Consider the following 25,010-nt stretch of genomic DNA (forward strand, 5'->3'; position numbering starts at 1 on the left):
ATTGATGGAGAGAATTGTAAGGATTTGTATTGTTTGAAACGAAACTGTAATATTTTTTTAGCTTTTTTTGCCGATTTTTGATGTTATAATAGAGCCATGCGAAATTATGCACAATATGTTTGTTATTTTGGTCCGTTTTGAAGAAATAAATAGAAAATTGTCGAATAAATGTTATTCAACAATAATAATATGGGTGATAATTATGATCGAGATGCAAGAGGTATATAAGAAGTACCCGAATGGTGTAACTGCGATAAATGGTATTGATGTCCGCATTAATCAAGGAGAATTTGTCTATGTCGTTGGTCCTAGCGGTGCTGGGAAATCGACATTTATTAAGATGATGTACCGTGAGGAAGTACCTACTTCCGGGACGATTTTAATGAACGGTGTCAATCTAGCAAAATTAAAGATGAAAAAGGTGCCGCTATACCGCCGTAATATCGGAGTAGTTTTCCAAGACTATAAGCTGCTCCCTACTCTTACAGTCTATGAGAACGTGGCCTTTGCCTTAGAAGTAATCGAAGCTCCGCAAAAGTATATTAAGAAGAGAGTTATGGAGGTCCTTGACCTTGTCGGTTTAAAGCATAAGGCAAGAATGCTTCCAAATGAACTTTCCGGCGGCGAGCAGCAGCGTGTATCCATCGCCCGCTCCATCGTTAACTCACCGAAAGTGGTGATCGCGGACGAGCCTACCGGAAACCTTGACCCCGAAACAACGTGGGAAATTATGAAAATTTTTGAAGAGATTAATAATCGAGGAACAACGATGGTAATGGCGACCCATAACAGAGATATTGTTAATACACTGAAGCGTCGTGTAATCGCCATTGAAGGCGGAAAAATTGTTCGTGATGAGCAAAGAGGTGAATACGGTTATGAAAATTAGCACTATTGGCCGCCACGCCCGTGAAAGCATCAAAAGTCTTAGTAGAAATGCCTGGATGACATTCGCCTCCGTAAGTGCCGTGACGGTAACGCTCATATTAGTCGGTGTCTTTTTCGTTCTCATGATGAATTTAAATACAGTAGCTCAAACTGTCGAAGAGGACGTGCAAATCCGCGTTCACATTGATGTTGCGGCAAATAAGCATGATCAAGATACATTAAAGGCTGCGCTTCAGACGATTCCTGAAGTTAAATCGGTTAAGTTCTCTTCTAAGGAACAAGAATTGAAAGAACTAGTAAAAAGTATGGGTGAGGAAGGAAAGGCGTTCAAGCTTTTTGAACAGGATAATCCGTTAAATGACGTGTTCATTGTTAAAACGAAAAAACCTACGGATACAATGAAGGCAGCTTCCAAAATTGAAAAACTCAATTTTGTGGCAAAAGTAAAATATGGTCAAGACAAAGTAGAAAAGCTGTTTAAGTTTATTAAGGCAAGCCGAAACGTTGGCGTAGTTCTCATTATCGGTTTGTTCTTTACGGCGATTTTCCTAATCTCAAATACGATTAAAATAACCATTATTGCTAGACGGAGAGAAATTAAGATTATGAGGTTAGTAGGGGCGACCAATTCATTTATTCGCTGGCCGTTTTTCCTTGAAGGGCTTTGGCTGGGGATATTAGGTTCGATCCTGCCAATAATCCTTATTTCGATTGCATATTATCGTGCTTTTGATTATGTAAATCCTAAGCTTGAAGGTACATTTATCAAGATTCTGCCATTTGATCCATTCATGTATCAGGTAGCCGGCATTCTTCTGTTAATGGGTGCTTTGATTGGTGTTTGGGGCAGCTTGATGTCCGTAAGGAAATTTTTAAAGGTATAATCCGGGAGATCAGGAAGGGGCTGTTTTGTCGTCCCTCCTGTTTTCATTGTTTTACATGATATACCCTTTTTTAAGGCTTTAAAACGACATACAGATAAACAACGATTTACCTGTACATAAAGAGGTAGAAATGGGAGGAAAAATCGGATGAAGAAGACAGTCCTAACGCTTACCGTTGCAGCAACGGTCGGCCTGGGTACGATGTTTGGCGGAAGTCCAGAAAAGATAGAAGCAGCATCGTCATCAAAATTAAATGAAATTCAAAACCAACGTTCGGGTGTAAAAACTAATATTAATAAAGCGAATGAGAAAATCAGCAATCTACAAAAACAGCAGTCAGCTGTAAATAATGATTTAGAGCGAATTGATCTTGCGATTAGTGATATAACCGATAAAATTAGTGACAAAAATACTAAAATTAAAGAAACAAAAACAGAGATTAATAAGCTAAAAGGTGACATTAAGGTAATCAAGGATCGAATGGAAAAGCGCAGTGAGCTATTAAAAGAACGCGCCCGCAGCTACCAGGAAAATGGCGGTGCGGTCAACTACCTTGACGTATTATTTGGGGCCCAAAGCTTTAATGATTTCATTGATAGGGCCAATGCAGTTGCTACATTAGTGATAGCAGACCAGGAAATTTTTAAGCAGCATGAAGCAGACAAAATAGAGCTAGAGAAAAAGGAAGCAAAAGTAAAAAAGGATCTTGCCGGGCTTGAGACGATGTTGGCTGACTTAAAGGAAATGAATCAGCAGTTAAGTGCGCAGCGGGCGGAAAAAAATAAATTACTTGCGAAATTAAAGAAAGAAGAAAGTGAAGCTCACGAGTATGTGATTGGTTTACAAGAAAAAGAAGGAATTCTTGCAGCACAGGAAGCAGCAATTCAACGGGCAATTAAGGCTGAGGAAGAGCGCCAGGCTAGAGCGGCAGCTGAGGCCAAAAAGGCTGCTGAAGCAAGACAAAAGCAATCATCAGGTTCTAGTTCAGGAAGCAGCAGTGCCGGGGCTGTTTCAGCAGCGCCAGCAGCACCAGCAGTTTCTGGCGGCAGCTTTACACGACCGGCAGCTGGTGTGATAACTTCAACTTATGGTGCGCGCTGGGGAACATTCCACTGGGGCGTTGACATTGCTCAAGGCGGTCCGGTTCCAATTGTAGCTGCAGCAGACGGAGAAGTATATGTTTCACATTACTCATCAAGCTACGGAAATGTCGTCTATATTTTGCATAATATTAACGGACAAATGTACACAACCGTTTATGCCCATATGAGAACACGCATGGTTGGCGCAGGACAGCACGTAAGCAAAGGACAGCAGATTGGTGTCATGGGTAATACTGGTGATTCTCAAGGGCAGCATCTTCACTTTGAATTATACAAAGGACGCTGGCAATACCATTCAGCCATCAACCCAATGGGTATTGTCCCATTGTAAAAAGGGCGAAGCATTATGCTTCGCTCTTTTTTTTGCTCTCTTTTTGGTGTCAGGCACCATGTGAATTTTTCACATGGTGCCTGACACCAATTATTCCTCTATGGAAAACTCATAACTCGTCCATTCTTTACATAACTATTATTATTGGGCATGAATTCGATATGGTTTTAACAGAAGGATAGTTCGGGATTTTTTACAAGGAGGGGTTCGATGAATCGAAACGGGATTGCCCTATTGATGACATTCTCACTTTTGGCAGGTGCTGGTGGAACATACGCCGGAATACAATTATTAGACAATAAAAATTCTGAGCTTGAAGAAGCCGTGAATCCAAAAAGCATTAACGTCAATACGAACGATACAGTTGAGGAAGATTTGGAAAAGGTCGAGCAGGCATATGAGTTGATTCAGAAACGCTATGTAGAAAAAGTAAATACGGATAAGCTAGTCGAAGGTGCCATTCAAGGGATGCTGTCTGTTTTAAAGGACCCGTACTCTGTCTATATGGACAAGGAAACTAGCAGGCAATTCACCCAAACGCTGGAATCATCGTTTGAAGGCATTGGAGCCGAAGTTGGTATGGTTGATGGAAAAATCGTTATAATCTCACCATTTAAAAATTCACCGGCAGAAAAAGCTGGAATTAAACCAAATGACCAAATTTTAAAGGTGGACGGAAAAAGTGTAGAAGGCCTGGATCTGAGTAAAGCAACAATGAAAATCCGTGGAAAAAAAGGGACATATGTCAATTTAGAAATTGCTCGTAAAGGATTAAAGGAAGCACTTGAGATTAAAGTAAAACGTGATGAAATTCCGCTTGAAACGGTCCACAGCGACCTGAAAAAACAAGACGGTAAAAAAATCGGCTATTTGGAAATCACCTCTTTTTCAGAAAACACCGCTGCTGATTTTAAAAAGGAATTAAAGGCATTGGAAAATGATGATATTAAAGGATTGATTATCGATGTCCGAGGTAATCCAGGGGGATTGTTAATCAGCGTCGAGGAAATTTTAAAAGAGCTGGTACCGAAAGATAAGCCTTATGTACAAATTCAAGAGCGCACCGGAGAAAAGCGGCGGTTTTTCTCGAATATTTCAAAAAAGAAAAACTATCCAATTGTTGTATTAACAAATAAAGGAAGTGCTTCTGCATCGGAAATTTTAGCTGGAGCATTACAGGAAGCGGCAGGTTATAAGATTGTTGGGGAAACGACATTTGGTAAAGGTACAGTCCAGCAGGCATTAGAAATGGAGGACGGCAGCAATGTAAAATTAACTTTGTACAAATGGCTGACTCCGGATGGCAACTGGATTCACAAAAAGGGAATTGAGCCTGATGTGGAGGTTGCACAGCCTGCGATTTTTGCTACTCACCCGCTGCAAATTGATGAGCCGCTTGCAGAGGATTTGAACAATGAGCAGGTTAAGAATGCACAGGAAATCCTTGCAGGATTAGGATTTGCGCCTGGCCGTACTGACGGTTACTTCAGTGTGGAAACAGCGACTGCAGTGAAGGGATTCCAGCAATACAACGATTTGCCAGCAACCGGAGAAATCGATAATGTGACGGCTTCCAAATTAGAGGAGGCAGTCGTTGCGGAAATGAAAAAGCCAAAAAATGATATGCAGCTTCAAACTGCACTGAGATTGATAGTGAAATAAAGATGACAAGCAGTGGACTTCATGTAATGAGGTTCGCTGTTTTTTGATTGTCGACGGGTTTATTGCAGTTTGGCGAAATTAATTAGATATTCCGCGAAATCCTCGTATATTTCCGCGAAATAAATCCGAAAGTCCGCGAAATTCCTGTATGTTTCCTCGAAATAATAAAAAAATCTGCGAAATAAATCGAACCCCTGCGAAACCCTCTATTAGAAAAATCAATAACACATAAAAATCTACGATAATTTATCTAAACTAGCAATATGTTTTGCGTTGGATATTTGGTAAAATAAAGGGTAAGAGTTTATTACATAATAAAATAGAAATTTGAATAGAGGCAGGTGGTAGGAATGGTGCAAATATGGCTTGTGGAGCTTCTGAAAGGAACAGGCAAGTTATTTCTTCATCCTGTTTTATACTATCTAGTATTTTTATCAGGAATTTTAGGTGTAATGAGGGTAAAACGCGAGAGGAAAAACTTTCATGTAAGGGCGCAAGACGCTTATTTTGAACTTCGGCAATTATTTCCACTCGGATTCATTCTCGGATTAATCCTTTCTATTATCATAATTGCAGCAGGCGTTGTCGTCCCATTCGCTGCGATTCTGTTTACAGCTGGGCTCACCATTTTATTGTCCCTTACGACAAATATTCGCTGGATGTCACCGGCCTATACAGTCGGTACTGCCTTTTTTGCGGTGGTACTTTTTGCGCAAAATAATTGGACAATACCGTTTTTCAAAAAGGCATTCACATCCATCAGTGATATGGTTTATCCTTCCATTGTTTTTGTTCTCGGTCTGTTAGTCATTGCTGAAGGAATTCTTATTTTAAAAAATGGAACAAAAGGGACTTCTCCGAAACTAGCAAAAAGTAAACGCGGTCAGGTTATTGGAGTTCATGAGGTGAAAAGACTTTGGATGGTACCATTGTTTTTGTTAATTCCAGGAGAAGCTCTCCAGCTGCCATTTGATTGGTGGCCAGTCTTTCATTTAGGAGCAGAGCGGTACTCCCTAGTCTTTGTCCCATTTGCAATTGGTTTTCATCAGCAAATCAAAGGGAATTTACCGCCAGTGGCAATTGAACGCTACGGACGTCAGGTTATCACATTGGGGATAATGATTACGCTAATCGCTATCGCTGGTTATTGGTACCCAATTGTATCGATTATCGTTGCTGCGCTAGCCGTTATCGGTCGAGAAACGTTAGCATTAATGGCCTATTTAAAGGATGACAATCGGCCATTTTATTTCTCGAAAAAAAATAATGGCTTGATGATTATCGGAATTATTCCAGAGTCACCGGCTGAAAAAATGGGCTTGAAGGTTGGAGAAATTATCACCAAAATCAATGGAATTTCTTTAAAAAATGAGAAAACATTTTACGAAGCATTACAGAAAAACCGTGCGCATTGCAAACTCGATGTTCTGGATACTAACGGTGAAATCCGCTTCGTCCAACGAGTTTTATTCGAAGGCGATCACCACGAGCTCGGCATCCTTTTCGTGCAGGATCAACGTAAATATGAAAAAGGTGCCTGACGCTGTAAAACTCTAAAAAAGAGCGGATTACGTTCAATAAATTCCAGATTTCTACCAAAAAAGTCCGAATTTATTTTTCATAATTTATCGAACAACGTTCATAAATAAACGGAACAAAATTTTTAAAATCAACTTGAACTATTCCATTTTTAGATGAAGTGCTCTTCATGATTGAATAGGTTCTAAATAATACGATGCGAGAGAAATATTTCTCTCGCTGTTTTTTTGTAGGTAATTATGGCCATTAAAACCCCAATAAAAATAAATATCCTCCGATGAAGGACTAATCCAACTAAAAATTTGGGCGGAGTGTCCTTCATATCCGTGATGAAGGACACATCCACCCCAGAAATCATAAAAATTTCTTTTATTCAGTGCTTATTGACGGTACGGATCTATGAACGCTCTCTACCATCAATTTAATTCAGCAATGATCTCGAGCAATAGGGCAGCGTAGTTTTTGTCAAGATGCTTGCCAGATTGAGCCTGAATTTCGTTTACCAGGGCTGTCAAGCCGTTTTGGATTAGTTTTTCGTCTCCAGAAGCTTTTTGAAGCTGGTCAACCTTGGCGAGCAGGCTGTTAAGAATGCCTTTGTTGGTGATCAGCCCTAGATTAAAGGCTATTTTTAGATTTTCATCTAAGCCGTCTATCGTCACTTGCGGGGCTTGTAACTTAGAATGCAATGAGAATTCAGCCGCACTTGCAAATCCGCCAACGCCATCTTCAATAATAAATCGGACAAATTTTGTTTTAACCCCGTTCAAATTAATGGTTTGAACGGACGGATCGTTGCTCCACGTACCAGAAGCTGCATCTTCATAGGTTTCCCCGTCAGTACTGACCTGTAGACGATATTTTAATATCCGTCCGTTGTTACCGCTTTGTCTAGGTGTATAGACAAATTTGCCAAGTTCAGTTTCTTCAGCAAGCTCCACGTTTACTTCATAAGGGAGCGGCGGATTCTTGCTCCACTTGGAGTGCCAAATCGTGTTTACATTTCCATCAAACGCAAGCTTAATCGGCCCTTCGACATTCGTGTCCCCCTGGGATGTTTCTTCACTTGTGGCGCTAATTTTCATTGTTTTAGTGTCAATTCTTGTCGGGTCTACAAATTTTCCTTTTTCTACATGAAAGGAAGAAATGATACCACGAACTGAGTCAGTGGCACTTCCAATTCTTTCAAGCGGTAATACCAGCGTATTGTAAGGCATACTTGTTTCGGATGTTAGAGGTATTTCTTCACCATTCACAAATAATCTAGTTTTCTCAAATTCTGTTACAAATGTGAGCGTTGTTCTTTTACCACTAACTAACTTGTAATCGAAGGAATAGGATCGGTTTGCATAATCGTAACCTACATAGCCATCTTTATTTACGGCGTAAATGGTTGCATAGGTTTTATTCGTTCCTGCATGGCTCTCTTCTGCCAATATTTGTGGACCGTTCGTATCCTTCAATGTCAGGGTGACATTCATAACAGCATTTGGTCCTAGATTGGTTAAACCCGTCTGTGCATAGCTCTTTCCGGTATTTAATTGAAGGCCTAGTCCAGCTGCTAAACTTGCATTCACTCTTTTTACAATGTCATAGCCATTTTTACTATTGTCCTTGTCGCCTTTAGTAAAATCATAATCGATAACAGTTGAATCAACTGTCCTCACATCAAATTTTGGATTCGTATTTGGAGCAACCCCTGTCTTCTTCGCTGCCTCATTGAACATTGGGTAAGGAACATTTGTCGTATCGCTTCCCCAATTCTTTTGAGCAATTGCCGGAATTGCCTCAAACACACGGTCAAACATGTCATAGGGAGTAATTCCGTTTTCAAGTTTTCCAACCTTGTCATTCCATAAAGCGAACATGCCACCTAAGAACTGCGGGTTCGATTCATTGACGACTGTCCCATTGGAAAACTTATTTGGCTGATAGCTATTGTAAATGGTTTGAGGATTTAAGCGATCTCTATAATAACCCGCTCTTGGCACCATATAAACTTGCCCGTCATCGATATTAATGATATTAAACCCTTGATTGAGCATTTGTTGAGGATTAGCCCACCCTGTATTCCAAACCTGCAATTGCACGTCTTTAGATGTAACGGGTGTAGCGCCGCTTTTATTCGAAAGACTTCCCCACAGGCGTACAGTTCGTTTCTTTTCGTCACGAACGAATTTTAACATATTATCGACATATGCACGATATGCTTCCGCACCTCCATAATACTCATCACTTCCAATATGGATAGGAGCGTTTTTAAATACAGGATTTTCACCATCCAAGTACTCATTATATATGGATTTAATAAACGGCAAGGTATCCGGATGTGATAAATCCAGCATTGCGGCAGCTTCTTCAGGTGGTTTACCGTTTACAATTTGGTCCTTATAGTAAAGGTCGGGCCTTACCTTGACCATAGACAAGGCGTGTCCCGGTGTATCAAACTCTGGGACAATATCCACTCCAAAATCCTCGGCATCGGAAATGAATTGATTAAATTCCCGCTTCGCATAATGACCATCTTGAGATGTTAAAGGAACCCCATTTTCTCCGACGATGCTGGACTCCAATCTGAAACCGGCATAAGCATTTTTTATGGCATCGTCAATCGTGTCATATAAATGCATTTCTAATTCATTGTCATTTAAATGAATTTGGAAGTCATTCAATTTATAGTAGCTCATGTTCTTGACATATTCATATAGATAATCAAGATCAGTAAATTTACGGCCGACATCCAACATGAAACCGCGGAGTTTATACTTCGGATAATCGCGAATTAAACCATTTGGAAGTGCATCCGAATCGCTTTGCTTCAAAAGTTGGAGCAGTGTCCTGGTTGCATAGAAAGCCCCCGTATACTCCTCCGCTGTCACGACAATATTGTTATTCTGAATTTCAATCCCATAGCCTTCTTTACCGTAAACACCTGCTTCATCCTTTTTAAATATGATTGCATTGGTGTCTTTTGCCCCCATCGAAAGATTAAGTCCCTCTTGATCGTTTACATCCTGTTGGAGGATTTTGGCGGCCCTTTGGAAAGCAGGATCCTGTACCACTAAGACAGTTGAATTATCAACCGATTTTGTTCCCTCCAAGCCATACCATTCTTGTAGGGCAGGGATGACGATTGGTTTTTCATTTTTTCCCTCATCTTTATACGTTCCTTCCACAGAAACTGTAAATTCCTTTGACTCGGTACTTTTATCTTTTTTTGTTAACTTCAGTGTTACTTTAACCGTTTTATCTGTTAATGGAGTAACTACATTTCCTTCTAAGCTAATGACAGGTAAAGCGTTGCTTCCCACGACGGCAATTTCCCCATTTGCCGCTTTTGGAATGTTGAGTTTTCCTTTTTCTTCATTTACGGTTAGGGAGGTGATTTGTTCTAGTGAAGTGATTTCTGCTGGAACTTCATTATTCTTGGTGGAGTACACTTCTACTTCATTGATGCCAACATTCTGCCAGTTTATTGTGCCCCCATCATATTGGGTGATTTCTAATTTTAGATATCTGGCATTAACAGGGCTTGGAATGTCTAGTATTTGGCGTTGAATGTCTGATTTTTGTATCTGACGATAGAGTGGAAAATATTGCGTTCCATCCTCTGAATAATTCAAGTTATAGGCAATAATATTAGTTCGTTCCCAGTTAATGATGACTGACTGAACTTGCGTCAGGGCTTGGAGATCAATTGTCAATGTTCTTGGAACATTGTTAGCTTTATCGGTGGACCAACGTGTATTCCAGTCTCCATCTACCGTATTACCCGGGACGAAGTTTGTTCCCGCTTCTGTATTTGAAGCAGTAGCGGTTTTCCCAACTGCCGCATTACCGGTTTCGGCCACAACTGAATCTAAGCTTTCTAAAACTTCAAACTCATATACGGAGACAGTTGCCCAATCGACATCTTTTTCTATATCAGGGGAATTCGATACAAAATCTGTGATGACTAATCTTACTATTTTAGCTGTTTCGGCATTAGCCAGCTTAATGGTTTCTATCCATTGATTTTTATTTTCCGTAGAATGATACACATTTTTAAAGTTTACCCCATCATTGGACACCTGTATGGAGTATGCTTTTACATTTTTTCTTTCCCAATGAATTTTAAATCCTTGAATTTTTTTGGCTTCGGGATACTCAACTTGAAGCCATTTTGGATTTTCCTTTGAGGCCAATCCTACTGTGCTAGCCCATCTGGAATTCTTATTCGTATACCGGTTATAATGTCCGTCAAAAGCTTTTTCCGGACCAAATGCTGTGGTTTCAGATCCTGATGCAGTGAAGATTGGCTCCGCAACCGCTTTAGCTTCAAGCGAAAGTCCTGTCAAAAACGATGGTAGAATTAATAGAATGGTAAGAAGCACACTAATCGATCTTCCAAATAAACTTCGTGACAAACTTTTCAAAACGATATCCTCCTCTTAAATGATTTCTTAGAAAGGAGAGAACCACCAGTTCAAATTCTCTCCTCCCTTTTTTAAAAAAATGATAAGACAATTTTCTATTACAACAGTAAAACGTTGAAACTCTTTATCCTCCTTTTCATAAAAAAATAAAAAGGCATGGGGAAATAAAAGGTTGTGCATTCCTTTTACTTACCACCATGCCTGTTCGCAACAGTAACATGTGATACATATAAACAGATCAGAACTAGTATACCTTTAATCAAATGAAAATTAATGGGCTAAAAGTACTATTTTACAGAATATTCCGTCTTATCGGACAAAGAAGGATAGGCGTTCTCTTCTTCAACAATGGTTTTCAAAGGCTGTGCGCAGTTTTTTGATGGCATTGTTGTGCAGCTATGAGTACGCGATTTATGGCCACCGAATAGTTTGCTGACGTCGCTAATAACTTTCTACGATGTTTTAAAAGAACTCCGAATGGTCGATATTTCGGTATTAGGTAAATATATGCGGCAGCCTAATTATAGTTAGATCCATTTTTCTGATTTTTCTTTCAATCTAAGCTAGATTATGAGATAATAGATATGTGTTATGCAAACGATTGCACAACTCTAAATGATAAGGAGGGTATTATGGTGAAAAGAAGGACTAAACAGCATCTCAGTATTTTTCTATTTGTCATGTTAATTATGCAAGCGCTTGCAATAACTTATTATGATCCGCAATTAACGAATGCTGAAGAGAGAGTGGTAACCCTGGTCGGAAATTTACAGGATGAAATAGGGGGATCAGGTGAGTGGAACCCAGGCGATTCTGCCACTCGAATGAAGCTGCAGGAAAATGGAAAGTACATATTAACAGGAACACTGCCTGCAGGAAACTATGAATATAAGATTGCTATTAACGGTTCATGGGATGAAAATTATGGAGTGAATGGAGAGAGAAATGGCCAAAACTATCAATTGTCCCTTAACAATCAATCGCAAGTCACGTTTATCTATGATGATGTGACCCGCCGTGTTACCATACCATTGCCTGATGATCAAAAACCTAGAATTGTTGGCGATCTCCAACCGGAGTTAAATGCCGGCAAGGAATGGGCGCCTGATGAATCGACTGCAATTTTACAAGATGAAGATTGTGATAATATATACACCTATACCGCCCTTATTCCAAAAGGAAAACACGAGTTCAAAATTGTTTTAGGTACCGACTGGTCGGCTCCAGCCTATCCTGCAAATAATTTTGTTCTCAATATTGTAAAGGAGGCGAAGGTTACGTTCTTTTATAATCATGAAACAAAGAATGTGTACACCGATTATGATTCAGGATTGCCGGATGGGCATGTCCAAGGAGACAAATTATATCACGACAAATGGAATCAGGCTTATCGCTCGCCATTTGGAGCCATTAAAGCGGGAGACCAGGTTAAACTTCGGCTTCAAGCAAAAAAAGGTGATTTAACGGCCGCAAAAGTTCAGCTTAAAAACTATAATACCGGCAACACGATTACGGCAGATATGGAATATGCCGGATGGCTTGAACTGGATGGAACACCAGTGGAATTTTGGGAAACAACTATTAAACCAGCAGAAAAAGGCGTTTATGGGTATAAATTTATAGCTAGTGATGGAGAAGATCAGAAGGAATATGGGGAAGACATTCATGAAGGCGGGAAAGGAACACCTTCAGATACAAACGCATCATTATTCCAATTGACGGTTTATGATCCGGCATACAAAACGCCAGATTGGATGAAGGAAGCGGTTGTGTACCAAATTTTCCCGGATCGCTTTAACAACGGCAATAAAAAGAATGATACCGCAAAAACGACCGCCCGCGGCAATGAGCCAATCGAACATAAAGATTGGAATGAGCTGCCGGATAATCCGCGTGAAGCTAATGCGGATGGTTATAAAGGTGATGGAATCTGGTCAAATGATTTCTTCGGCGGTGATATTGCTGGAATTCAAAAAAAACTTGATTACATTCAATCTTTAGGTGTAAATACCCTTTATTTAAATCCAATTGCCTATGCAGCATCGAATCATAAGTACGATGCAACAGATTACAAGGCAGTTGATCCAATGTTTGGAACACCGGGAGAATTTCTAGCGTTTACTAAGGAGTTAAAGAAACGGAAAATGCATTTAATTTTAGACGGTGTGTTTAACCATGTAGGGGATGATTCGCTTTACTTCGACCGTTACGGAAAATATGAAACTGTGGGAGCGTACGAATACTGGTCGGCAATCTACGATCTTGTTAATCAAGGAATTAAAGAGGAGGAAGCGAAGAAACAAGTTGAGAAAAAATTCAAGGAAGAAGGGCAGATTTTCAGCCCTTATGGATTCCATAACTGGTTTAATATTGAAAATAAAAAGGTTGACGGTGTTTATAAATATCAAGCATGGTGGGGGTTTGATTCTCTTCCTGAGATCAAGTCGATTCCTGGTAAAGCAGTGGACTATTTGTCTGAGCTGAACAATGTGCAATTCGCCAACTACATCATGTACGATGAGGATTCTGCTGCAAAAACCTGGTTAAATCGCGGTGCATCGGGATGGCGCTTGGATGTAGCGAACGAGGTGGATACAGAGTTCTGGCGCGAATTCCGCCGGGAGTTAAAGACCGGAAAGAAACAAGAACCGTTGATTCTTGGTGAAATATGGGATGATGCTTCCGAATATTTCCTTGGAGATCTATATGATTCTGTAATGAACTATAGATTTCGCGGCGCCCTTATCGATTATTTGAGAAACGGGAATGCTGAAGGGGCAGAAAATCAGTTGAATGCTGTATACGAAGACTACCCTAAGGAAGCATTTTATGCTTTGATGAATTTAATGGGGTCTCATGATACACCTCGTGCAGCCTTTGTCCTCGGGAATGGAACGGATTCATTTGAACGTGCAGAGGATGATAAAAACTACAATCATCAGCTAGGAATTAAGCGTCTTAAGCTAGCGGCGATTTTGCAAATGGGTTATGCTGGTGCACCAACGGTTTATTACGGCGATGAAGCTGGACTCACTGGATCGAAGGATCCTGACGATCGTAGAGTTTATCCATGGGGGAATGAGGATAAAGAGCTTATCAAACATTATCAATCAATCGGAAAAGTTCGTACCAATTATCATGATTTGTTCAGTTATGGTGAGTTGAACCATATCTATGCAAAAGGGGATGTTCTCGCTTTTTCCCGTTCTGACAAAAAGAACTTTGCTATTGTTGTTACGAATCGTGGCAACGAAGAAAAAACGGTTGTGATGGATCTGAGTAATTTAGTCATCAATGGAATTCAATTAACAGACCAACTAGATAGAAAGTATGCAGTTGTTACAAAGGATGGAAAGCTTCGAGTCACAGTCCCTGCGATGAGTGGACGGATGCTTGTTTCCGACAAGGGGCAAAATCTGAAACGGCCGAGCAGCGTTAAGGGATTGACCGCTGAGGAAGACAGCCACACTGTAACCTTGAAGTGGGAGGGCGATGCCAGGAAGTATGCCGTTTATCAAACCACGATACAAGGCGCATTTTATGAAAAGGTGAAGGAAACGCCAGAAAACCATGTGACGATCGATGGTTTAGACAATGGACGCAAATACTATTTTGCAGTCGTTGCATTAGATAAAAATGATAATTCATCTATAAAAGCAGAGATAAAAAATGCCGTCATTCCTCATGTAGAGTTAACAGAAGGTAATTATGAGATTACCAATGTTACAGTGCTCCAACCGGGTATCATCGACCTTTCCAGGCAGCAAACGGTCACAGCTAGTATTTTTGTAAAAGGAGAGACAGAATCCGGACAGATGGAAGGCTTACAGGCGAAGCTTGAGGTCAAAGAACCTGGAAGTACTAACTGGACTTCATTTCCAGCTGCCTATGTAACGCAGCAGGAAAAGAGTAATGTCTTTAGTGCCAATTTTCTTCCCCTAAAGGCAGGGACCTATGAATATCGTTTTGCTTTTTCAAGTGATAATGGGCGAGGCTGGATTACAGGGGGAGTATTGTCTGTTGACTTTACAACAAGGGGGGACACGACAGCACCTGCTAAAAACATAACACTTGCAGAGCCATTAAAGGAATCTGGACAGGTTAACCTTTCATGGCAGCTGGAAGAAGCAAACAACCCTTACATGATTGCGATTGTTCGAGACGGCAAGACGATTCAGCAATTGTTTGATATGAGTAAGCAATCCTTCCGGGATGGAAATGTAATAAACGGAAAGACATACACATACGAAGTACATCTGTATAATCAATTTGGAAATATGGTAAAATCCAATGCTGTTACAATAACACCTAACCTTATCACGGTGAAGGTGACGTTTAAGGTCAATGCGCCAGCCTATACCCCACAAGGAGTTTCCATTACCATTCCCGGCAGTAAAAATGGCTGGAATACAGGTGCATGGACAATGACAAGAGGGGGAGCAGTAACGAATGATTATGAATATACGATTGAGGCTCAGGAGGGAGAGGTATTAACATATAAATATGTTAAAAATGGTACTTGGGATCAAGAAGGGTTAGCCGACCATACGCCATCGAACCCTAATGATGATGACGTCAGCTATTACGGATACGGAGCACAAGGTACGGACCTTTCCATCGCCGTAACGAATCAAGGTGGAAATCAAATGGTAGTTCAGGATAAAATCCTTCGCTGGGTCGATCAACCGGTTGTCGTTACCTCTCATTCAGAAGGACAAACGGTCTCATCGGACAGTATTATTCTAAAGGGAAATGCGATTAAAGGTGGGATCCTAACTATTAATGGTGAGAAAGCAGTCATCAATGATGATATGAGCTTTTCCCATACGATTACGCTTAAAAACGGAGAAAATAAAATAACACTTCACATTGAACCGACAGAGGAAAATAAATCGACAATCTTTAAAAACGATGGCGCTGCAATCGGCAAAGCAACAAAAACGTTAGAATTTACGATAGTGAGGAATTAAAATCCACGGTCTCTTCCTAGTAATAGGCAAGAGACTGTTTTGTTATTGACCATCCCGAACTTACATACTAATTTGCGAGTAAATATTCGAATTATTCAAAAAAATCATTGCAATCATGATAATTACAGTTATAATACAGATAGAATAGTTTTTAATATTTTTAAATATAGTAATAACAATAAGATTATTTCAACAGATATATTTAACGCTGAAGAATATTACCACTTTTTTTGGGAGGGATGGTAAAATAATATAGGGTGATTATAACATGGCTGAAAAATCATTAAGAGAACGAATTATTGAGACATCGCTCCGTTTGTTTGAAGTACGTGGCTACCATAAGGTAACAGTTGACCAGATTGTGAAAGAAAGCGACACATCCAAAGGCGGATTTTATCATAATTTCAAGTCAAAGGATGAGCTTCTATACGTAATCCATGATCAGTTTATATCTTATGTTTTAGAAGAGGGACAAAATGCATATGAACAATGGAATACGCCAACAGAGAGGCTTCACGCAATCATTAAATCCTTTGTTATGATGGTGGAACTATATAAATCTCAAGTTACTGTATTCTATCAGGAATATTCGTACCTTGCGCCTGAATATTTTAAGGAAATTAAGGTGAAAAGAGATCAATATAAAGAATTAATGTTCAGAGTAATCCAGGATGGAATTGAGTGTGGGGAGTTCCGTAAAGAGCTGCCAGTTCCCATTATTTCGATGTCTATTTTTGGAGCGGTCAACTGGATTTGTAAGTGGTATAAAAACACTGGTCAATACACGATTGCGGAAATTGCTGATATTTATGCAGATATTATCTTACATTCAGTGCTCACAAAGGAAGCGAGTGAAAATCCAAACTACTCTAAATTCTTCCTGAAAACATTTCCTGAGGATTTGAAAAATACCTTATTATAAAGTGGGCATTCCAAAGAATAAGTTAGTTTGTCTGAAGAAGCTGCAAATTGTTAGTAATACAGAAAACGGGTTAGTCTCATACTCCATTACTGTCTAGAAATTCCTAAATAACTCCAACCGAACTTAATGGTTTTTTAAGGGTTGGATGTCTTCGTTAATACAGACCAACTAGTCCGTCTGAAGATTTTGCTTTGTCCGGTTGGTAACAAAATGTCTTTGGGGCAATCGAGAATTTGATTAAGCTCGTTAACAGACCAACCAGTCCGTCTGTTAACAAACTTAAATAAAGGGGATGCCCAATTTACTTAAAACTTAATTATTCGTGTTTTTTTAAAAGAAACAGACCAACCAGTCCGTCTGTGCGCCTGTAAATTTTTATAATAGTTAAGGAGTGTTATATATTATGAAATTGCTTGAGCTAAGAGAAATGATCAAATTAGTCAGTAAATCTTCCATTCAGGAATTCAACTTGACGAATAAAGGGGGTAGAATTTCGCTGAAAAAGTTGCATCCAATGGTCCTTGAAGCAGAGATGGATCCCCAGGAAACATTCCAAACAGCATTAAACGAAGCAGCAGTAACAGTAGCAGATGAAAAACAAGCGGCTTTGCCTGCTGAACCAAATTCTAAAGAGGTAGAAAAGGCGCCTTCATCGCACCAGATTGTTTCTCCTTTTATTGGAGTATTTTCTTTCTCAAATAAGCCTTTTATAAAGGCTGGTGACAGGGTTACTGAAGGATCTTTAGTTGGCAGCTGCAATGTTGAAGCATTAGGACTGACCCATGAAATCCTGTCAGATGTAAATGGAGAAATTACAGAAGTTCTTGTTGAAGGTGGCGAAATTGTTGAATATGGGCAGCCTTTATTTTTAGTGAAGTCAGTATAAAGGGAGGAATTTTTGATGTTTAAGAAAGTACTTATTGCAAATCGTGGTGAAATCGCGGTCCGTGTGATCCGCGCTTGTAAAGAAATGGGGGTTGCTACTGTTGCTGTATACTCTGAAGCGGATAAAGAAGCCCTGCATGTGCAAATGGCAGATGAAGCATTCTGTATTGGACCGACAGCCTCTAAAGACAGTTATTTGAATATGACCAATTTAATCAGTGTGGCAGTTTTGACAAACGCTGACGCCATTCATCCAGGATATGGCTTCTTAGCGGAAAATGCCGATTTTGCGGAGCTGTGTACATCATGCCATATTACCTTTATTGGACCTGATGCGGAAGCCATCAATAAGATGGGAGCAAAAGCAGTTGCCAGGGAGACAATGAAGCTTGCGGGAGTTCCGACAGTGCCTGGTACCGAAGGATTAATTGATGATGTAGAAGAAGCGGTTATAACAGCTCAATCCATTGGTTACCCTGTAATTGTTAAAGCCACAGCTGGCGGCGGCGGAAAAGGCATGCGCGTGGCAAACGACGAAGCGGAGTTACGAAAATCTATTCGCCAGGCTCAGAAGGAAGCGGAAACTGCCTTTGGTAATCCAGGTGTTTATTTAGAAAAGTATTTAGAGGAACCAAGACATGTTGAAATCCAAGTTATTGCTGATAAACACGGGAATGTGGCTTACCTTGGAGAACGGGATTGCTCGATTCAACGCCGCCATCAAAAGCTTGTAGAAGAAGCTCCTTCACCAGCTCTTGATCAAAGCCTGCGTGAAAAAATGGGAAATGCCGCCGTAGCAGCGGCAAGATCGGTTAACTATCACGGAGCAGGTACAGTCGAATTCTTATTGGATAAACATGGACAGTTCTATTTTATGGAGATGAATACCCGAATTCAGGTAGAGCATCCCGTAACGGAGATGATTACAGGGATTGATCTGATTAAAGAGCAGATTTCCGTAGCGGCTGGCTACCCGCTTTCTTTTGAGCAAAGTGATGTACAGATTAACGGCTGGGCGATGGAGTGCCGGATTAATGCCGAAAATCCAGCGAAGAACTTTATGCCATCTCCAGGAAAGGTAGAAATGTATCTTCCACCTGGTGGATACGGTGTAAGGGTCGACAGTGCGGTTTATCCAGGCTATCAAATTTCGCCATTCTATGATTCTATGGTTGCAAAACTAATTGTGTGGGGTAATGACCGTGAAGAAGCAATCGCACGGATGAAACGGGCACTGGAGGAATTTGTCATCAGCGGAGTGAAAACAACCATTCCATTCCATCTTCAATTATTAGAACATGAAGCTTTTGTTAAGGGCGACTTTAATACGAAATTTCTAGAATTAAATCCTATTAAAATTGAAGACTAATTAAAGGGGAAATCTAAAAATGTGGAAAATGCATGAAATCAGAGAATTAATTAAGCTATTTGAAGAATCTTCTCTTCAGGAAATGGAAATTGAGCTGCAGGGAGTGGAATCCCAGATTTCTTTTAAGAAACAAGAAGGAAGCGCTGTCTTCCATCATGACAATGTCACTGTTTATCGGCCTCAAACAGTGGCTGTAAAAGAAGCTCCGGTTCTTGTACCTGCACAGCCTAAACCTGTTGTTGAATCTAAGCAGCCTGAAGTAAAGGTGGTCCAAGAGGAACGTCCAATGAAAATTGATGTCGATGATCCAAGTGTATTTAAGATTGTTTCACCAATGGTAGGAACATTCTACCGTGCACCAGGTGAAGACGCTGATCCGTTTGTAAAAGTAGGCGATAAAGTGGATAAGTCTACGGTGGTATGTATTCTTGAAGCGATGAAGCTTTTCAATGAAATTGAAGCGGATGTGAATGGAGAGGTTGTCGACATTTTGGTGCAGAACGGTCAACTAGTTGAACACGGCCAGCCGCTTTTCCTTATCAAAACACAATAGCACAAGGGGACGAAAGGGGGTTACGGATGATGAAAGACGTTCAAGCAGCAGAAAACAAGGAAGTAAATGAGGGGGATTTGCAATTTAGTGAATTTCCTGTTCCCTCCTATGAAGAGTGGAGAGAGCAAGCGGAGAAATCATTAAAAGGGGCTTCATTTAAGGATAAGCTTGTAACGAATACCTATGAAGGGATTCGTCTAAAGCCTCTGTATACGAAAAAGGATCTGGAAGGGATTCTACACCTTCCTTCAATGCCAGGCACTGCGCCCTATTTACGTGGAACACGGACATTCTGTTATAAGGAAAAACCATGGGAAGTATCCCAAGAGCTTCATTATCGTACCCCTGAAGAATTTAATGAGGCGGCAAAAAGTGACCTAAAACGTGGTCAGACGATGCTGAATATTACGCTTGACCGTGTCTCAGCCTTTGGAATGGATCCGGATCAAGTTTCGCCAGAAGACGTAGGCAAAGGCGGGGTTTCAATCAGTTCTCTCAACGATATTACGAAAGCCTTGGAAGGAATTGACCTTGAACAAACACCGCTGCTTGTTCAAGCGGGTTGTGCTGGATTAGCGGTCTACTCCATGTTAATAGCCAATACAAAGCAGGTGGGTCAGAATATCAGTAAGCTTCGTGGATGTATCGGGATGGATCCGTTAGGAGCGCTGGCAAAAGAAGGAACACTCCCATTTTCTTTACAGACAGCCTATGATTTATTGGCAAAAATTACGTTATATGCAAAGGACGAAACTCCAGAATTAAAGACGATTTTTATACAGGGAGATCCATATCATAATGCCGGGAGCAATGCTGTTCAAGAATTAGCCTTTACCTTGGCTTCAGCTGTGGAAACGATTCGTGAACTGCAGGAGAGAGGAGTAACTATTCAAGAGATTGCATCGAGAATGCTTTTTTCGTTCTCAATTGGTTCAAATGTTTTTATGGAGATTGCCAAGCTTCGTGCCGGGCGTATCCTTTGGGCAAAGATTATTGAGGTATTTGGCGGAGATGAAGAAGCACAGAAAATGTTGATTCATGCCCGTACCTCTTCCTGGACCAAAACGAAGTACGATCCGTATGTAAATATGCTCCGCGGTACGGCGGAAGCTTTTGCAGCCATTGTCGGCGGGGCAGACAGCCTTCATGTATCACCATTTGATGAAGCGTTAGGCCAGCCGGATGAGTTCTCGCGGCGAATTGCACGGAATACGCAAATTATCTTGGAAAAGGAAGCACACTTAGCGAAAGTAGCAGACCCAGCCGGAGGCTCATGGTATGTGGAATCTCTTACAGATTCTCTTGCTAAACAGGCTTGGCAGCTTTTCCAGCAGATTGAAGGTCACGGCGGAATGTATAAAGCATTAAAGAACTGTTTTATACAAGGACAGATCAAAGAGGTAGCTGACCAACGTTTTGAAAATATTGGAAGGCGTAAAGATAAATTTGTAGGTACGAATATGTATCCGAACTTAAGTGAGGAAAAGCTTGCAAAACATCAGGAAGCACTTGATCCAATTTATCAGATGAGGTGTGCTGCGGTAGTCACCTGCCGAAAATCAACAGCTTCAAAAGAAAAGGAAAAACTGCTTGGACTGTTAAGCACAAAGAGTGGACAGACCGTTGATACCTTTGTTAAAGCCTTTGGGGAAGGGGTTACCATAGGTGAGTGGATTCACGCTGTAAACCAATCAGATTTAAATCTTCCTATCATTAAAGCTTTGAAAAGCAAACGCGGGGCAGAACCATTTGAAACATTACGGGAAAACTCAGAAATCTTTAAAGAAAAGAATGGCTCTTATCCAAAAGTGTTCCTTGCCAATATAGGTCCAATCCCCCAGCATAAGCCTCGAGCAGATTTCGCTGCTGGATTTTTTGAGGCTGGCGGGTTTGAAATTATTTCTAATAAAGGGTTTGATACGGCTGAGCAGGCAGCTGCATCTGCGCTTGCATCCGGTGCTTCAATTGTAGTCATCTGTTCAAATGACGCGGCCTATCCGGAGGTCGTCCCGAGGCTCGCTAGTATGTTAAAACAAAACAACCCGAACATCACCCTATTCGTTGCGGGACAGCCGTCATCAGAACAAGCAGCCATTTTCAAACAGTCTGGGGTAGATGAATTTATTCATGTGAGATCAAATTGTTATCAAGTGCTGTTTGACCTTCAGCAGCAGAAAGGAATTGGATGATGACGAGAAACCCAGATTTTACGACTATTGACTTTACTGAAAGCTCGCGATCAGCGGGCGTGAATCCAATTACGCTAGACTCATTGGCTCATGACGCATGGCAGACGATGGAACAAATTGATGTGAAGCCTTGCTACGATTCTAAAGATTTGACTGGGATGGAACATCTTGGGTATGTTGCCGGAATGGCTCCGTTTTTGCGCGGACCTTATCCAACCATGTATGTAACAAAGCCTTGGACGATTCGTCAGTATGCTGGATTCTCTACAGCGGAGGAAAGCAATGCGTTCTACCGCCGCAACCTTGCTGCCGGTCAGAAAGGTCTTTCGATTGCCTTTGACCTTGCTACCCACCGCGGTTATGATTCCGATCACCCGCGTGTTGTAGGCGATGTTGGGAAAGCCGGTGTAGCAGTTGATTCGATTCTTGATATGAAAATTTTATTTGATAAAATTCCGCTTGATAAGATGTCGGTTTCGATGACGATGAATGGGGCCGTGCTTCCAATTATGGCGTTTTACATCGTGGCAGCAGAGGAACAGGGTGTCCATCAATCACAGCTAACGGGAACGATTCAAAATGATATTTTAAAAGAGTATATGGTTCGAAACACGTATATTTATCCGCCTGAAGCATCGATGCGGATCATCGCTGATATTTTTGCCTATACGTCACAGTATATGCCGAAGTTTAATAGCATCAGTATTTCCGGTTATCACATGCAGGAAGCGGGCGCAACGGCAGATATCGAATTGGGTTATACACTTGCGGACGGTTTGGAATATGTGAGAACAGGCTTAAAAGCAGGTATGGATATTGATACGTTCGCTCCCAGGCTATCATTCTTCTGGGCTATCGGGATGAACTATTTTATGGAAGTGGCCAAAATGCGGGCGGCACGGATGATTTGGGCTAAGCTGATCAAGCAGTTTAATCCGAAAAATGAAAAGTCCATGGCCCTCCGTACACATAGTCAAACGTCCGGGTGGAGTCTTACGGAGCAGGACCCGTTTAATAATGTAACGAGAACGTGCGTTGAGGCGATGGCAGCGGCGTTAGGTCATACCCAATCACTTCATACGAATGCCCTTGATGAGGCGATTGCGCTGCCGACTGATTTTTCAGCAAGGATTGCCCGCAATACTCAATTGTTTTTACAGGATGAAACAGGTATTTGTAATGTAGTGGACCCATGGGGTGGTTCTTATTATGTGGAATCACTAACGAAAGATCTTATGGTTCGTGCTTGGGAACATATCCAAGAAATTGAATCGCTCGGCGGTATGGCGAAGGCAATTGAAACCGGGCTGCCGAAGATGCGGATTGAAGAAGCAGCGGCTAGACGCCAGGCTCATATTGATTCTGGGAAGGAATCAATTATCGGTGTCAATCGGTACCGTTTAGAAAAAGAAGATCCACTCGAAATTCTCGAGGTAGACAATACTGCAGTGCGGGAAGCACAGCTTCGCAGATTAAAAGAATTGCGGGAGAACCGTGATGAGGCATTGGTGCAATCATCACTAGATGCAATTACTAAATCAGCTGAAACAGGAGAAGGAAATCTGCTGGCATTAGCGATTGAGGCAGCAAGAGCACGGGCAAGTCTAGGGGAAATTTCTGCTGCCTACGAAAAAGCAGTTGGACGTCATAAGGCTGTTATTCGTTCCATTAGTGGTGTGTATAGCGCCGAATTCGGGGAAGGCGAACAGGTAGCCGTGGTAAGAGAAATGGCCGATGAATTTGAACAACGAGAAGGTCGGCGTCCGCGGATTATGATTGCCAAAATGGGGCAGGACGGGCATGACCGCGGGGCAAAGGTCATTGCAACGGCGTTTGCGGATTTAGGCTTTGATGTTGATATCGGTCCGTTATTCCAAACACCGGAAGAAACGGCTTTGCAGGCGGTGGAAAATGATGTGCACGTCGTTGGGATGAGTTCCTTGGCTGCAGGTCATAAAACACTTTTACCACAGTTAATAGAAGAATTAAGAGGGCTTGGCCGAGAAGATATCGTTGTCGTCATTGGCGGTGTGATTCCTGTGCAGGACTATGAATACTTGAAGCAGCATGGTGCGGCAGCTATTTTTGGACCGGGAACAGTGATTCCTGTTGCCGCACAAAAAGTTTTAGAAGAAATCAACAGCCGGCTAGAGGTTGAGGTCTAATGCTGGATCATCGCGGGAAAAAACCGGAATGGGCACCATCTGAAAGCGGCGATGAATTTGCTTCCCGTGTGGTTGAAGGGGTGAAAGAATTGGAGGAGCAGTTACACAGTTCAACTGCTGTACCCGCTTCTCCAAGGCCCAGGCGTCGCAGGCTAACCGTAAATGACTATGTCGAAGGGGTTCTATCGAGAAATCGTACCATTATTGCCCAAACGATTACGCTGGTGGAAAGTAATAATCCTGTCCATATGGAAACCGGGCAGCAGGTATTAAAGCAGCTGCTGCCGTATACCGGAAATTCGATCCGAGTTGGAATTACCGGAGTGCCCGGAGCAGGAAAAAGTACCTTGATCGAGGCGTTAGGGACGATGCTATGCGAACAGGGGAAGCGTGTTGCCGTCCTGGCGGTCGATCCGAGCAGTACGATTACGAAGGGAAGTATTCTTGGGGATAAAACCAGAATGGAAACCCTCTCGCGTCATCCTAATGCGTTCATTCGCCCTTCGGCTTCGGGAGGTACTCTTGGCGGTGTCAATCGGAAAAGCAGGGAAACAATGCTGATCTGTGAAGCAGCAGGGTTTGATGTCATTTTAGTGGAGACTGTCGGTGTTGGACAAAGCGAAGTAACCGTCCGGTCCATGGTTGATTTTTTCTTATTGGTGATGTTAACGGGAGGCGGCGATGAACTCCAAGGGATCAAAAAAGGGGTCATGGAGTTAGTGGATGCTATTTTTGTCAACAAAGCCGATGGTAAAAATAAACAGATTGCCCTAGGTGCGAAGGCTGAGTTTAATCGTATTCTCCATTTTTTACAACCAATCACTGAAGGCTGGACACCTAAGGCATATACGTGCTCTGCCTTAACGGGTGAAGGGATTGCCGAGATGTGGCAGGTGATTCAAGCCTTCACAGGCAAAACACAAAGGTCGGGTGTGTTTGATACCCGCCGCAGGAAGCAAACCATTGATTGGATGTATACAATGGTGGAGGACTATTTAAGAACAAGCTTTTTCAATCACCCAGAAGTAAGCAGCATCATTCCAGTAATAGAAAAGGCTGTCGGGAATGGTGAAGTTTCTGCCACCATGGCAGCGAAGCAATTATTGAAAATATTTGAGGACCAATAAGGTCTGACGGT

At 41.5% G+C, this 25,010-nt stretch carries 14 protein-coding genes; 13 read left to right on the forward strand and 1 reads right to left on the reverse strand.

Features of this window, described 5'->3' with window-relative positions; all coding sequences use genetic code 11:
* The first annotated feature begins 202 nt into the window (after nt 1-202).
* From ftsE to IE222_RS05145, 5 genes are all read left to right on the forward strand, one after another.
* Nucleotides 203-889 (forward strand): cell division ATP-binding protein FtsE, encoded by a 687-nt coding sequence (gene ftsE, locus IE222_RS05125; protein WP_191270392.1) that lies wholly within the window; start codon nt 203-205, stop codon nt 887-889.
* On the forward strand, nt 879-1,772 hold the full coding sequence (gene ftsX / locus IE222_RS05130; protein ID WP_191270394.1) for a permease-like cell division protein FtsX: 894 nt from the start codon (nt 879-881) through the stop codon (nt 1,770-1,772). The genes ftsE and ftsX overlap by 11 nt, the downstream gene beginning before the upstream one ends.
* Nucleotides 1,773-1,919: 147 nt before the next feature.
* Complete coding sequence (locus tag IE222_RS05135) at nt 1,920-3,206, forward strand: murein hydrolase activator EnvC family protein (RefSeq protein ID WP_191270396.1); 1,287 nt, start codon at nt 1,920-1,922, stop codon at nt 3,204-3,206.
* A gap of 210 nt (nt 3,207-3,416) precedes the next feature.
* Nucleotides 3,417-4,868 carry a S41 family peptidase gene (locus IE222_RS05140; protein ID WP_191270398.1) on the forward strand — a complete coding sequence of 484 codons (1,452 nt, stop codon included), beginning with the start codon at nt 3,417-3,419 and terminating at the stop codon, nt 4,866-4,868.
* 350 nt (nt 4,869-5,218) lie between these two features.
* Nucleotides 5,219-6,409: a PDZ domain-containing protein gene (locus IE222_RS05145; protein WP_191270400.1), complete on the forward strand. Its 1,191-nt coding sequence runs from the start codon at nt 5,219-5,221 to the stop codon at nt 6,407-6,409.
* 414 nt (nt 6,410-6,823) lie between these two features.
* Here the strand turns inward: IE222_RS05145 and IE222_RS05150 are convergent, their stop codons facing one another.
* Nucleotides 6,824-10,819: a discoidin domain-containing protein gene (locus IE222_RS05150; protein WP_191270401.1), complete on the reverse strand. Its 3,996-nt coding sequence runs from the start codon at nt 10,817-10,819 to the stop codon at nt 6,824-6,826.
* Between the two features lie 632 nt (nt 10,820-11,451).
* Here IE222_RS05150 and IE222_RS05155 point away from each other — a divergent pair.
* The 8 genes from IE222_RS05155 (at nt 11,452) to meaB (ending at nt 24,999) form a co-directional block, all read left to right on the forward strand.
* Nucleotides 11,452-15,789: a pullulanase X25 domain-containing protein gene (locus IE222_RS05155; RefSeq protein ID WP_223282583.1), complete on the forward strand. Its 4,338-nt coding sequence runs from the start codon at nt 11,452-11,454 to the stop codon at nt 15,787-15,789.
* Between the two features lie 268 nt (nt 15,790-16,057).
* Nucleotides 16,058-16,711, forward strand: a complete 654-nt coding sequence (locus tag IE222_RS05160; protein WP_191270405.1) for a TetR/AcrR family transcriptional regulator — start codon at nt 16,058-16,060, stop codon at nt 16,709-16,711.
* A gap of 403 nt (nt 16,712-17,114) precedes the next feature.
* Entirely contained in the window at nt 17,115-17,597 is a 483-nt protein-coding gene (locus IE222_RS05165; protein WP_223282584.1) for a biotin/lipoyl-containing protein, read from the forward strand.
* 15 nt (nt 17,598-17,612) lie between these two features.
* Entirely contained in the window at nt 17,613-18,965 is a 1,353-nt protein-coding gene (gene accC / locus IE222_RS05170; protein WP_191270407.1) for an acetyl-CoA carboxylase biotin carboxylase subunit, read from the forward strand.
* A gap of 19 nt (nt 18,966-18,984) precedes the next feature.
* The gene (accB, locus tag IE222_RS05175) at nt 18,985-19,518 is read left to right on the forward strand and encodes an acetyl-CoA carboxylase biotin carboxyl carrier protein (RefSeq protein ID WP_191270409.1); all 534 of its coding nucleotides are present in this window, start codon (nt 18,985-18,987) and stop codon (nt 19,516-19,518) included.
* A gap of 26 nt (nt 19,519-19,544) precedes the next feature.
* Nucleotides 19,545-21,707 (forward strand): methylmalonyl-CoA mutase family protein, encoded by a 2,163-nt coding sequence (locus IE222_RS05180; RefSeq protein ID WP_223282585.1) that lies wholly within the window; start codon nt 19,545-19,547, stop codon nt 21,705-21,707.
* A complete protein-coding gene (gene scpA, locus IE222_RS05185) occupies nt 21,704-23,872 on the forward strand; it encodes a methylmalonyl-CoA mutase (protein ID WP_370465009.1) in 2,169 nt (722 codons plus the stop codon). Before IE222_RS05180 ends, scpA begins: the two co-directional genes overlap by 4 nt.
* Entirely contained in the window at nt 23,872-24,999 is a 1,128-nt protein-coding gene (gene meaB / locus IE222_RS05190) for a methylmalonyl Co-A mutase-associated GTPase MeaB (protein WP_191270412.1), read from the forward strand. Before scpA ends, meaB begins: the two co-directional genes overlap by 1 nt.
* Nucleotides 25,000-25,010 lie beyond the last annotated feature (11 nt).

The organism is Neobacillus kokaensis, from assembly GCF_014656545.1.
GTDB lineage: Bacteria > Bacillota > Bacilli > Bacillales > Cytobacillaceae > Neobacillus > Neobacillus kokaensis.